This is a genomic window from Pedobacter sp. NEAU-ZC8, assembly GCF_059278965.1.
Map to the genome: position 1 here is coordinate 65,052 of NZ_JCAJXC010000005.1, position 13,262 is coordinate 78,313.

13 protein-coding genes are annotated in these 13,262 nt (G+C 42.4%); all 13 read right to left on the reverse strand.

Going from position 1 to position 13,262, the window contains the following annotated elements; translation table 11 throughout:
• Positions 1 to 142: 142 nt before the first annotated feature.
• Positions 143 to 1,651 carry a glucose-6-phosphate dehydrogenase gene (gene zwf / locus AC5WJX_RS05655; protein WP_494483721.1) on the reverse strand — a complete coding sequence of 503 codons (1,509 nt, stop codon included), beginning with the start codon at positions 1,649 to 1,651 and terminating at the stop codon, positions 143 to 145.
• 27 nt (positions 1,652 to 1,678) lie between these two features.
• Complete coding sequence (gene gnd, locus AC5WJX_RS05660; protein WP_494483722.1) at positions 1,679 to 3,088, reverse strand: NADP-dependent phosphogluconate dehydrogenase; 1,410 nt, start codon at positions 3,086 to 3,088, stop codon at positions 1,679 to 1,681.
• Between the two features lie 18 nt (positions 3,089 to 3,106).
• Positions 3,107 to 3,736, reverse strand: a complete 630-nt coding sequence (locus AC5WJX_RS05665) for an HAD family hydrolase (RefSeq protein ID WP_494483723.1) — start codon at positions 3,734 to 3,736, stop codon at positions 3,107 to 3,109.
• Positions 3,733 to 4,863: a transaldolase gene (gene tal / locus AC5WJX_RS05670; protein WP_494483724.1), complete on the reverse strand. Its 1,131-nt coding sequence runs from the start codon at positions 4,861 to 4,863 to the stop codon at positions 3,733 to 3,735. The genes AC5WJX_RS05665 and tal overlap by 4 nt, the downstream gene beginning before the upstream one ends.
• Entirely contained in the window at positions 4,860 to 5,318 is a 459-nt protein-coding gene (locus AC5WJX_RS05675; RefSeq protein ID WP_494483725.1) for an RpiB/LacA/LacB family sugar-phosphate isomerase, read from the reverse strand. The genes tal and AC5WJX_RS05675 overlap by 4 nt, the downstream gene beginning before the upstream one ends.
• Positions 5,315 to 7,333 (reverse strand): transketolase, encoded by a 2,019-nt coding sequence (tkt, locus tag AC5WJX_RS05680; protein ID WP_494483726.1) that lies wholly within the window; start codon positions 7,331 to 7,333, stop codon positions 5,315 to 5,317. The genes AC5WJX_RS05675 and tkt overlap by 4 nt, the downstream gene beginning before the upstream one ends.
• Before the next feature lie 174 nt (positions 7,334 to 7,507).
• On the reverse strand, positions 7,508 to 8,374 hold the full coding sequence (locus tag AC5WJX_RS05685) for a DNA-3-methyladenine glycosylase I (RefSeq protein ID WP_494483727.1): 867 nt from the start codon (positions 8,372 to 8,374) through the stop codon (positions 7,508 to 7,510).
• A gap of 196 nt (positions 8,375 to 8,570) precedes the next feature.
• Positions 8,571 to 9,356, reverse strand: coding sequence for an SDR family oxidoreductase (locus AC5WJX_RS05690; protein ID WP_494483728.1), 786 nt, complete (start codon positions 9,354 to 9,356; stop codon positions 8,571 to 8,573).
• Positions 9,357 to 9,413: 57 nt separating this feature from the next.
• Positions 9,414 to 10,037, reverse strand: coding sequence for a hypothetical protein (locus tag AC5WJX_RS05695; RefSeq protein WP_494483729.1), 624 nt, complete (start codon positions 10,035 to 10,037; stop codon positions 9,414 to 9,416).
• A 144-nt stretch (positions 10,038 to 10,181) separates the two neighbouring features.
• Positions 10,182 to 10,784 carry a Crp/Fnr family transcriptional regulator gene (locus tag AC5WJX_RS05700; RefSeq protein ID WP_494483730.1) on the reverse strand — a complete coding sequence of 201 codons (603 nt, stop codon included), beginning with the start codon at positions 10,782 to 10,784 and terminating at the stop codon, positions 10,182 to 10,184.
• 2 nt (positions 10,785 to 10,786) lie between these two features.
• A complete protein-coding gene (locus AC5WJX_RS05705) occupies positions 10,787 to 11,248 on the reverse strand; it encodes a peroxiredoxin (protein WP_494483731.1) in 462 nt (153 codons plus the stop codon).
• Positions 11,249 to 11,252: 4 nt separating this feature from the next.
• On the reverse strand, positions 11,253 to 12,110 hold the full coding sequence (locus tag AC5WJX_RS05710) for an alpha/beta fold hydrolase (protein ID WP_494483732.1): 858 nt from the start codon (positions 12,108 to 12,110) through the stop codon (positions 11,253 to 11,255).
• Between the two features lie 189 nt (positions 12,111 to 12,299).
• Entirely contained in the window at positions 12,300 to 13,211 is a 912-nt protein-coding gene (locus tag AC5WJX_RS05715) for a helix-turn-helix domain-containing protein (RefSeq protein WP_494483733.1), read from the reverse strand.
• Positions 13,212 to 13,262 lie beyond the last annotated feature (51 nt).

The window sequence follows — 13,262 nt, forward strand, 5'->3', positions numbered from 1 at the left end:
CATGTGTTGCGCCATCTTTTTGATTTTTATGGGATCCTGATGCAGTATGTAAGATTTATTCCAGCCGGTAAAAGCATTGATAAACACTAATGCTGATGTTTCATTAAATCGCGGTGATTGCTGCAAAATTTGGAGGTTCAAACTATGTTATTTGCAAACATCTTGATGTTAATTCACCTATATCTGTTCTATCGGCATGGGGAATGATCAGCTCCTCGGGGGCAATACCGGACGGATAGACCAAAAGATCATCCGATCCTTGGCTCCAGGCATCCAATACGGGCATGATTACGTCCCAAGCCTCATTCACCTGGTCTGCGCGCATAAAGAGCGAGGGATCGCCTGCAAGCACATCGGATATCAGCGTTTCATATGCCTCCGGGCTATACTGATTATCTGCGCCGAAATCAAAGATCATTTCAGCTGTCTTTAGCCCGGTTTTAACTCCTGGCTTCTTGGCGTTTAAACGAAGGCGGATATCGGTACCTGGTTGCAGATTGATCAGAAGCCTGTTGGGTAACTGATCGCCTCCATAGATGTCTCTGAACGGACCGTGTGCCTGATTGCGAAAGTTTATCTTTACCGATGAAGACTTTTCAAGCAGTCTTTTTCCTGTACGTAGAAAGAAGGGGACACCTGCCCAGCGTGGGTTATCGATAAAAAACTTAAGAGCCACATAGGTCTCGGTTACAGAGCCTTGATGTACGCCATCCTCCTGAAGATATCCCACAACAGCTTTTCCGTCTATGGTTCCCGAACCATATCTGCCTCTAACTACGTATTCCCGAACCTGTTCGACCGGAATACGCCTGATTGCCTTTAAGAGTTCTACCTTTCTATCCCTGATGTGTTCTGCCTCAAAAATATCGGGAGACTCCATGGCTACCATGGAAAGTATCTGCAGCAGATGGTTTTGAATCATATCCTTTAAGGCACCAGCAGCCTCAAAATAGCTTCCCCGTCCCTCAACGCCAATTTTTTCAGCAACGGTGATATCGACGGACTCAATGTATTCTGCATTCCATAAAGGTTCGAACAGTGCATTGGCGAATCGGAGGGATAATATGTTCTGGACGGTTTCCTTCCCGAGATAATGGTCAATCCTGTAGATTTGTTTCTCGCTGAATGAGCTTGTCAGAAGCTCATTTAGTTCTACGGCAGATGTCTTATTATGCCCGAAGGGTTTTTCTATTATAATCCTGTCGTGATCAAGTCCGTCTGCAAGACCCGCCAGTTTAATGTTCTCTGTGACCTTGGCGATAAATCGTGGGGCGACCGAAAGGTAAAATATGCGGTCTGACCTTTCCCCGAAGCCTATTTCGGCCGCCTCAATCTTCTCTTCTAGTTCACTATAGGAATCAAAACTCTCGATTGAGGACCTGAAATAAAATAGGCGGGAGGCGAAACCTTCCCATTCTTCCATGGAAGGAACTCCGCTCCTGGAGAAGACAGAAAGGTCTTTAAATAATTTTTCCCTATAGGCCGAATTCTCAAGATCAGTCCTTCCTAGTCCAATGATCTCAAAATCCTGCGGCATGCGTCCATCCAGATAAAGGTTGTATAGCGCCGGGATCAGTTTCCTTTTAGCGAGATCACCCGTTCCGCCAAAGATGACAATGACGGCGGGTACAGTTCTTTTTCTTTTTTCCATTTTTTAAATACTTGTGATTAACCGGGATCACTCCCAAATACTATGATATGTACCCGTGCTGTCGGTTCTTTCATAAAGATGGGCACCAAAGTAATCTCGTTGTGCCTGTATTAGGTTGGTTGGGAGTTCTGCACTCCTATAGGCATCAAAATAAGATAGAGCGGACATAAAGGCCGGAACCGCCACATCAGCGTCGATGGCTAGCTTAATAGTGGATCTTGCCGACTTCTGTTTGCCAGACAGGTCAGATCCAATCTTCTCATCAAGCAATAGATTTGGCAGTCGAGGATCTCTGATGTAAGCCTGTCTGAAGTCTTCCAGGCTAACAGAACGAATAATGCAGCCGCCACGCCATATCCTTGAGATATCTTCCAGGTTTAGACCATAGTCATAGTGCTCAGAGGCTACCTGTAACTGAGCCATCCCCTGGGCATACGTATTTATGATAGAAAAGTACAGCGCATCGTGTAAAGTATTCAGGATCTCAGTTTGATCATCAGTGAAATGAGCAGTGCTTTCCCAGATAAGTTTTGATGAAGCCTGACGCCTCTGGTCCTTGTATTTTGAAAGATCACGGATGTTAACTGCGGCATCTATTGTAGGAACGGGAACCTGAAGATCCATTGCATTCTGTGATGTCCATTTACCAGTACCTTTTGCACGTGCAACATCTGAAATCACATTGATCAGTCTTACATCAGTATTTCCATCAAATTTGTTGAGCACCTTCCCGGTGATCTCGATCAAAAAGGACTTGAGATTTGTATTATTCCAGCTACTGAAGGTCTCCTGGATTAGTGAATCGTTTATTCCCAGTACCTTTCTCATCAGGTCATATGTTTCAGCGATCAGCTGCATGATACCGTATTCAATCCCGTTGTGTATCATTTTCACGTAGTTACCGGCAGACCCGTTCCCTAAATACGTTACGCAAGGCTCTCCGTCTACTTTAGCGGCAATGGCTTCAAATATCGGCCGCAACCGCTCATAAGCCTTTTTATCACCGCCGGGCATCATGCTGGGTCCAAATCTGGCACCATTTTCCCCTCCAGAAACCCCCATTCCGAAAAAATGTATTCCTTTTGCTTGAAGCTCTATAAATCTCCGGTCGGTATCGGTGAAGTATGAATTGCCGCCATCAACTATTATGTCACCCTTTTCTAAATGGGGGAGGAGGCTTTCTATGGTCTCATCTACTGGTTTTCCTGCAGGCACAAGCAGCATTATTGCCCTTGGACTTTTTAGTTGTCGCACAAAAGATGCAGGATCCGTTGTCGCACTTACCTGCATATGATCTTCTGATTCACTTAACAAGGTCGATGCCTTTTTTGGATCCCTTGCCATACCTACCACGGAAAAACCGTGATCTGCTATATTTAAGAGCAGATTTCTGCCCATTACTCCCAGGCCTACAATGCCAAAATCGTGGTTGTTCATTATTATTAATTTTAGGTTTTAGATATTTAACTTCAGTCCATAGGTTTCAAACCCGATGATCGTTTGCGGAAGGTCCAGGTGATGAATACCGTTAATTCCAATTCTCTGTGCTGCCTGTATGAAAACCAGCCTGTCGTCAAGGTAAAGGGCTTCTTCCGGCTTTACCTGGGCAAGGTCCAGGGCCATGCGATAGATATCACCGTCTGGCTTTCTCATACGCAGGATTCCGGATGATGCGAATACGTCGATAAAGTCATCAAGTCTGAATTCCCTGATCCGGTATTCATTGAGCTCACGCCCCTCGTTATTGACTGCAATTGTCCGTATTCCGTACTGTTCCTTCAAACTTCTTAAAAAGTCGAGCATTTCCGGATATGGCTCGGACCGGCTAAGCATAAAATTCCTGAATTCCTGCTTGCTAAACGCCCTTGGCTCATAAAATACAAGCAGATCCAGATACTCGTCCAATGTCATTTTTCCTGACTCGTACGCATCGAAAATAATTCTGTGCCTGCTATTTAACTCAGCATAATTCAGCTTAAATAACTCTGCTGCCTGGACTCTTGAATCAGTATCCCATCCATTAGTAAGCATGACGCCACCAATATCCAACAGGATAGCCTTTATGTTTTTGTTGATCGTGCTCATGATACGATGACCTTCCTTTTCTTTGTTTCTATTAATTCCAATACATTTTCAAATGCGGCATTGAACTTTTTCAAGCCTTCTGCTTCTAGTTTCCTCCCCACCTTTGCCATGCGAATACCTAAAAGCCCCTCCAGATGATAAAGCATTAGTCTGGCCTCTGCTGTTTTCTCCTCCAGTGAGGCGCTTGCTGTACCGTGATCCCGGAAAGCTTCAAGTGTTGGCATCGGTAGAGTGCTGACCGTTTGCCTGCCGATGAGAGAGTCAACATAAAGCACATCGCTACATGCCGAATTCTTGGTGCCCGTGCTCGCCCATAGCAGTCGCTGGGGCCTGGCCCCCTCAAGTTCAAGGCGCTTAAAACGTTCTGATTCGAAAATACTCCTGTAAACCTGATAAGCTTCCTTGGCACTGGCGATGGCTATCTTTCCCTTTAGGTATTTCGCTTCCGTGGCTAGCTCTGTACGCTCTGAAATGATCTGATCCAACATAGGATCAATCTCTGAATCTATTCTGCTGAGGAAGAAACTTGCTACAGATGCAATATTTTCAATACGCCCACCTTTGCTGAGCCTTTCCTCAAGCCCGGAAACATAGGCCTCTGCCACTTTCCTGTATCTCGCCACGTCAAAAAGAAGTGTTACATTAATATTGATTCCCTCAGCGATAAGCTCACTAACTGCCGGCAGACCTTCCCTGGTAGCAGGGATTTTTATCATCACGTTTTTCCGGTCAAGTTCCCTCCAAAGTTTTTTTGCCTGGGCTACAGAGTTTGAGGTGTCATTTGCCAGGGCAGGACTAACCTCAAGACTTACGTAGCCATCGACACCACCCGATTTTTGATATACATGAGCGAATTCATCGGCGGCATTTCGAACATCAGCCATGGCCATCTTGAAGAAAATTTCCTCAGCTGTGAGGTCCGCTAATGCCAGCTCGGCAATGGAGTGGTCATAATCATTACTGTTGGCAATCGCCTCGGCAAAAATTGCTGGGTTAGAGGTCAGTCCCTTGACACCATCCTGTTGTACAAGCTTGCGTAGACCGCCTAGGTCAACGAATGACCGTTGTATATAATCCAGCCAAATACTCTGGCCAAAGCTTTCTAAACTTAATAAGTGATTTTTCATGATTTTAAATATGCTTCTTCAATCGATGCTAACTTGTGGATTCTCCGCTGAAACCTTACTTCCTCAGAAATGCTGGCTGTTAAAAATGCCTGGGTGAGCTCCAAGACCAAAGCGTGGCCGATCACCCGCCCGCCAAGGCACAGAAGGTTCAGGCCATCGTGCTGAACGCCCAGCCTTGCTGAGTAGGTATCGGAGACCACTGCTGCTCTGACACCGGGAAGCTTATTGGCTACAACCGACACCCCTATACCGCTTCCGCATATGGCTACTCCCTTGTCCACCGACCCCTCTGAGATTGCCTGCGCCAGGGGCAGGACAATGTCGGGATAGTCATCCTCCTCATCAAAATGGTAAGCTCCAAAATCCTGAACTTGATAGCCCGCCTTGGTGAGAAAGTCTATAACTTCTCTTTTGATCTTAAGTCCTGCGTGGTCAGCTGCGATTCCTATTTTCATTGGTTCGCCCTTGTTAAGATTCTCTTTGCTGTGACGTACACGTTCTCGGCAGTAAAGCCAAAATAATTGAGAACAGACTCCCCATCTCCTGACTCGCCAAATCTGTCAATACCGATTACTTCTCCCTGGTCAGAGATGTATTTGTACCATGGCATGGTAACCCCGGCCTCAATGGCCAGTCTGACATGTTGCGAAGGTGGAAGTACCTCGTCCCGGTATTCCCCTGACTGCGCCTGGAATAACTCAAAAGAAGGTAAACTTACCACCCTTACAGGTATGCCGTCCTGTAAAAGTCTTTCCTGGGCTTGAAGTGCAAGTTTCACCTCAGACCCGGTAGCAATGATTATAAGCTTCGGCGCTCCCTGTGAATCGCTTAAAATGTAACCCCCTTTTGACAAGTTTGTGGCTGAGCCATATTTTTTCTGATCCAGAATTGGCAACTTTTGACGGGAAAGAACAAGCGCGACCGGTCCGGATAAATGATTTATTGCAAATTTCCAGGCCTCAATTGTTTCATGAGCATCCGCAGGCCTGATCACCGTGAGGTTAGGTATGGTTCGAAGCGCAGTGATGTGCTCGACAGGCTGATGGGTGGGCCCATCCTCACCGACTGCAATGCTGTCATGGGTGAAGATATAGGTTACCGGATGCTTGCTTAGTGAGGCGAGCCTTATTGATCCTCTCATATAATCGGAGAATGTCAGGAATGTTGCCCCATACACCCTCACGCCCCCACTAGCGGCCATTCCGTTCAATATAGCGCCCATAGCATGCTCCCTGACACCAAACCAGATGTTTCTTTTGTCGTGTCTGCCAGCCTGAAAGCTTTCCGTGGTAGTGCCGGGAGTCTCGTTTGAGCTCGCAAGGTCCGCAGACCCTCCGATTAACCATGGGATATTTTTTTTGAGGACATTGAGTACTTGGCCCGATGCCTCACGCGTAGACATTTCAGTACCTGTGGTAAATGTAGGAAACCCCATTTCCCAGGCCATTGGTAATCTTCCTTCAAAACTGGCCTTCAGATTATCTGCAAGATTAGGATAGGTCCGGCTTAGGTTGGAAAAAGTCTGATTCCATTCACGCTGCAGCAGCTCACCCTTTTCGCCGGCCTGCGACAGGTGGGATCGCACCGAATCTGGAATAAAAAAGCTTCTCTGAGGATCCCATCCCAGGTTAATTTTAGTCTGATTAAGGTTTTCAGCACCAAGAGCGTTACCATGAACCTTATTAGTGCCCTGCAAAGGGCTTCCAAATCCGATTATGGTTTTGACAGATATCAGGCTTGGCCTTGTCGTTTCCGCCTTAGCCGATGCTATGGCTCGCTCGATGGCTTCAGTGTCATTACCATCTGTTACTGTGATCGTGTGCCATCCATAAGCCTCAAATCTGGCCTGTACGTTTTCGGTAAAGGACAGGTTGGTTGGGCCGTCAAGTGAGATGTTGTTATCATCATAAAGGTAGATCAGTTTACCAAGCTTCAAGTGTCCGGCAAGAGAAGCGGCCTCCGAAGAAATGCCTTCCATCAGGTCACCATCACTTACGATTCCGAAGGTGAAGTAATCAATGATTCTGTTGCCATTCTGATTATATTGAGTGGAGATAAATGCCTCGGTAATAGCCATTCCAACCCCGTTTCCAAAGCCCTGTCCAAGAGGTCCGGTTGTAACCTCAACGCCTGATGTTAGAAAGGATTCCGGATGCCCGGGAGTTTTCGAACCTATCTGCCTGAATCTTTCCAGCTCAAACGCGGGTAGGTCATAACCATACAGGTGCAGAAGACTATATAAGAGTGCTGAGCCGTGGCCCGGGGATAACACAAACCTATCTCTGTTGATCCAATTTGGATCCTTTGGATTAAATTTCAAGAAGCGGCTCCAAAGCACGTAAGCCATAGGAGCGGCGCCAAGCGGAAGGCCCGGATGACCTGAATTTGCTTTTTGGACAATATCAGCGGAGAGTAAGCGTATTGTGTCTATACTTAGTTGGTCAATTGACCCCTCATTTCTAGTTTTCATCGTTTATCATTTTGTAATTTGTTCACCCTTAAGGCCCTGGTTCACCAGTCTTGTTCAGCAGAAGTTCGACTACTTAATAACTCATTTTTGAAGTTATTAAGTAATATTATTGATCTATTAAGCCAGCACATTGGCTTCCTCAGAACTAATTTGTGTATTATTTATTTTCTTAAATCAGTGAATCAGATCTGCTTTGGCGAAGGCTATTTTTCCGTTCTTTATTTTGAAATCAAAGGTTCCACCAATTTTTCTTTGTGGGAAATCACCAGTAAATTCGACTTCTAAATGCGCATTTTCTTCATCGGCAATTGCTAGATTCACTTGATTAGTATGCGTATTGTAGCCAATGAAGTAGCTTTCAAAATATTCTTTGACACCTTTATGTCCACTAAACTTTCTTCCTACTGAAGGATCATCCAATACAGCATCGGGTAAATAGAAATCCAGATATTTTTCAGTATCGAAAGCGTTGCTGGCAGCAATCCAATCATTGATGAAATTTTGAAAGTTTATTTGCTCTACCTTTTTAAAGCACATAGGTTTTGCTTTTAAAATTTCTTGATATATGGGACACGTTTCTAAATGTGCTCCCGGCAAGTAACCAATACTCATCAAAAACTCATTCACGATTTCACCTCCGGTAAAACGAAACGTTTTCTTGAAAAGCTTTACCCATTTTTCTTTGCTTTTTGCATAATGATGTTCCATCCATTTCTCGAAACTCCCGTATTCTTTTTGAATAGCTAAAATGGATTTTGCATTTGCAATCGCTGCATTTACTTTCAACTTATTACGGATTATTCCAGGATCGTTTAAAAGACGTTCACGGTCCTTATCTGTGTAACTTGCTACTTTTTCTATATTGAAATTATCATAAGCTTGCCTGATGCTTTTTTCTTTTTTTAAGATTATTTCCCAACTCAAGCCTGCCTGATTGATTTCCATAAGCAACCGTCCGAACAATTCATTATCATCGTGAATAGGAAAACCGTAATGCTGGTCGTGATAGTTCTGGTGCAAACTACGGCTAGGCTCTTTCATCGTAGGTATATAGTTACAATAGCTCATTTTTTATTTCTTTATATCACAAAGATGATCTGAATGATTAAGGCAGCATTCGTCAAAACGGAGCATATTGTTGCCGTTTTGACGAAATGGCATTATCTGTTTGAATTGCGCCAGAGAACCAATTGTCCTGAAGTTTAGTTTTCTGTAACATTTGTTTTAAAATAGGAGCCTAAAAAGTAGTTGGGATGGTTCCCCCATCTATGACATAATTGGCTCCTGTGATATAGGACGCTTTGGGTGAAGCAAGAAAACCTACCAAATGCGCTATTTCTTCGGGCTGAGCCAGTCTGTTCATCGGTACACCTCCCAAGCTGTCCATGACTAATTGAGCTGCTTCGTCCAAGCTTTTCCCTATAGAATTGCCGTAGCTGGAAAGAAAGGCTTCCATGGCTGTAGTTTTTACCATTCCAGGTGAAACGGTTATGACCCGGACACCTTTTGATGCAACTTCATTAGCCAGTGCCTTGCTATAATTATTAAGGGCTGCCTTGGTTACTCCATAGGAGAAATTGGAAGCATAAAGCGGCAACTTGCCATTAAGAGAAGAAATATGAATAACCACGCCTGTATTACGCTCGATCATCGAGGGAACAAGTGCTTTGTCTAGCTTGATGGCCGCTAGTAAATTTAATTGTAGATCTTTCTCCCAATCCTCATCAGACAAGACGCCGAAACCGCCTGCTGGAGAAGAAGTTCCTCCAACATTGTTGACCAAAATATCCAAACCGCCATATTGTTCCGTGATTTTTAAGGCTAGATTTTCGTTATCTGAACTTTTTGTCACATCTGCTGCTATAAAATCATGTTTTATACCTTCTGTCGGTTTGCTTCTTGCTGATACAATAACGGTAGCTCCTAATACTGCTAATTGGTCTGCAATTGCTTTTCCAATGCCTTTCGTTCCTCCGGTAACCAATGCTACTTTTCCTGTTAATTCTTTTTCTGTACTGTTCATTTTTCCATTGTTTTAACTGAAACGTATGTTTCAAATTTATTTAAAAAAAAATATTTATTATTGAATTGATTTCACGGGGTCCCTTAAAATGGTTTTTAAATGTTGTTGACTTTGCCCTTTTTCAAAATGGATCAAGTGAATTTCATGGTGCATTCCTGATTTGATCAGACTATTTTCAGTAGCAAAATCTTGCAGAATAGGCAATGTCTCCAATTCACCTGCAAGAGGCCCTAAGTGCATTAGCTGAACAGATTTTCCTGCAGTATAAGTGAATCGCTTAAATTCAGTGGCAAGAGAAATACCTTTACTTTTTGCAGCAGTTGTTTTAATGTCTTCTTCTGTAACAAAATCCGGAATAAGTACTGCTATCCTGTACTGGAGCAAGTCTAAATCTACCGTAGTATAAAAATCTCCAATATCAACAAATCCCTCTTTGTCGTCAAACCAATAAAAAATCTCGACAATATCATTTTTAAATGATTTCTGCGTTCCTTTAAACTGATCTTGAAGTTGAATGACGAATTCGAGTATTGCTTTTTTCTTTTGATAGAAAATGTTTGTTCCTGGACTTCCGCTCCCAAGAATAGATAAGTAGCTGAATTCTCCAATTTCTACTATTTCCGGTTGTGTTTTGGCGGAGTAATAACCGCTTAATTCGTTTGGAATGTCTATCATATGCATTATAAGAAAGTTTGGCTTTACTAAAAAATTATTTTTATTGCTTAATCAGTTACTTTATTGTTTTTCAATTCTAATCATTTTCCAGATGAAAATGAATGTATTGTAAAGATACAAAAATATATGAAACGTTCATTTCAGAATCATTTATTTTAAGTCATTTTCTAAAATCCGCTTTTTCATTCTGCTCAACGAGGGATTCTTGATTCCCAAAAAGGAAGCGATATGAAAGGACGCTACCCGTTGCACAATATTCGGGTGCTCCTTCAGCAGATTGAGGTAACGCTGTTCGTGGGAGAGAAACAATAAATCCTCTGCTCGTCCCTGAGCGTGATTAAAAAAATGTTCGGCAAGAATTCTCCCAAATCGTTCCCAGGATTTACTGTCCAGGTAGAGATTTTGTAAATCGACGTAGGGAACATATAGAATCTCTGCATCCTCCAGGGCTTCGATATAATAGTTACAGGGATATTGATAAATGAAACTCCGAAAGGAAACGATGAACTGACCTTCAGAAAAAAAGAATATGTTTTTTTCTTCGTCTTTTTCCGGATCATAGTAATAAACCCGAAAAATACCTTTGACCACAATTCCGAGGTCTTTACACACGACGTTTTGTTTGTTGTAAAAATTTCCTTTGGGAATTTCCCGTTTCCGCCAAAAGGGGAGGCTAACGGAAACATCAGCTTCCGTTAGTCCTGCAAATGGGGTTACAATATCTTGCAAGTAACTTGCTATATCTATTTTCATATTCAACTGTTTAAATACTCCAACGTTTTATCAACGTGAGCATCGCCGTTTAGAAAACCCCGGTATTTGAAAGCCACTTTTCCCTGTTCGTCCACTACGAAAGTTTCCCGACCTGTAAGGAACAATACATTTTTGATCCCGAAGGACTTCAATACTTTATTATCGGGATCACTTAACAACGTAAAATTCAGGCTATGGAGCTCGGCGAATTTTTTATGGCTCCCCACGCTACCAGAATTAATACCGATGACCATCGCACCTTTATCTTCAAAATATTTGTAGCTGTCCCGGAAAGCACAGGCTTCTTTGGTACAAACCCCGCTTTCATCCTTCGGGTAGAAATAAATAACTAACTTTTTACCTCGGTAATCTTGAATATTTATGCGCTTACCGTCTTGATTATCTAGTATAAACATTGGAATTATATCACCAACGTCTAATGTTGTTTTTCTCTTTGTGCTCATCGTTTTAATCTTTTGCAATGATTTCAAGGATGGATGTTAATTCGGTTGGCTTTGAAATAAACGGACTATGGCCCGTGTTAATAGTGAATGTCTTTGTGATGCCTGCATCTGCTGCCATTTGCTTTTGAAAAGGGTAGCTGATGGCATTGTCTTCAGTGGTAAACACATAATATTTTTTTCCAGCAGCAGTGTAGTTTTCGGTAGTGTAGTTCAGCGGTGTAGCAAGCGGAATAATAGGCTCAGCTCTGTAACGTTCCAGCACAAAGTGCTTTTGGTTGTCTGTGCCGTCCTGAATAAACACTTTTATGAAATTGATGGCCGGATTAGCAAGCCCTGCTAATGTTTGATCTGCATTAAACTCCAATACCGGTCCTAAAAGCGAAGCTTTATCCAAACCTGCGTAGTCCAAAACACTTTTTCCTGTCTGAGGGATAAATCCAGCCACATAAACCAGCTTAGCAATTTTAGCAGGCACTTGAGTAGCCGTTTGTGTAATAACAGCACCTCCTAAACTATGTCCTATTAAGATCACTGGTTCATTAAATGAATCGATGGCGGCTTTTACCTGATCTACGTATCCAGAAAAACTTAGTTCACTAACTGGAGTATTATCATCCCCATGTCCTTTCAGATTGACTACTTTAACCTGATAGCCTTGAGCGGTTAGATTGGTTTTAACATCTTCCCATGCATAAGATGCCTGCCAGGCTCCGTGTACCAATACAACTGGTACCTTTCCAACTTCCATATTTGCATCATCATCTTTGGAGCAGGATGGAAAAACGATTACACTCATTAAGATTAGGCCTATCATTGAAAATAGCCTAATTACATTTTTTGTCTTGTTTTTAACTGTATTCATTGTTTATGTTTTTTAATATGGATCAAAATTCAGGATAAGTCAGCAGGCAGTTTTTCACTTAAGTTAACTTTGTAAGAATTTTATGATTGATCTGCATCAATCCTCCATATTGTTGTAAAAGTCGAAAGAAGCAAGAGTTTTTGATTACTTGCTATTCTATCAGTAACAGGGTCGGATAAGTCATTTTCATTAGTTCAGAAAGCTTTTTTTATAGTCAGAAGGAGACAATGACGTTTTACTTTTAAAGAGCTTATTGAATGACTGGGGATGTTCAAAACCTAACTGATAGGCAATTTCGGCTGTAGTTAATTCATCTTTTGCAAGATATTCCTTTGCTTTTTCGATCACTTTTTCATGGATGAACTGTTGTGTGTTCAAACCAATTAGATTTCGCAACAGATCGCTTAGGTAACGAGGTGTGATATTCAGGTTTTCTGCAACCGCATTAACAGAAGGCAATCCTTTTATCAACGACTTTTCTTCATTAAAATAAACCTCCAGGTGCTGTTCCAGTTTTGCAAGGAGATCATTGTTCACTGCCTTTCGAGTTAGAAACTGACGGTCATAAAATCGATTGGCATAATTGAGCAGCAATTCAATTTGTGAAATGATTACATCCTGACTGAATTTATCAATACGCTCGTTCAGTTCATCCTGGATGAACCTATAGATGCTTAGAATTGTTGCTTTTTCTTTCTCTGACAGATATAAGGCCTCGGCAGCAGAATAACTGAAATAGCCATATTGTTTGATAATTGAATTTAGTGAATAAGACCGAAGAAAATCCGGATGAATATGAAGTGTCATACCGCTATAATCAGCTTCCTCATCCTGCATTTTCAACAGCTGCCCGGGAGCTATGAAAGACATGCCGCCTTCTTCAAAATCGTAAAATCCCTGACCATATTTGAGCTTGCCGGAAAAACTTGTTTTGAACGAGATTTTATAAAAGTTTAGGATTATTCCCTGTTCAAAATCTTTGGGATTAAAATGCGCTTCTCCATAATTCATTATACTGATCAGCGGATGTGATGGAGCTGGCTGCCCCATAGCTTTATGCAACTGGGATAAGGAATTGAATATGACTGGCTGTTTTTTCATTGTATGCGAATTTAATTAATCTATGAAAAAGTAACCCTAACCAGAATTTAA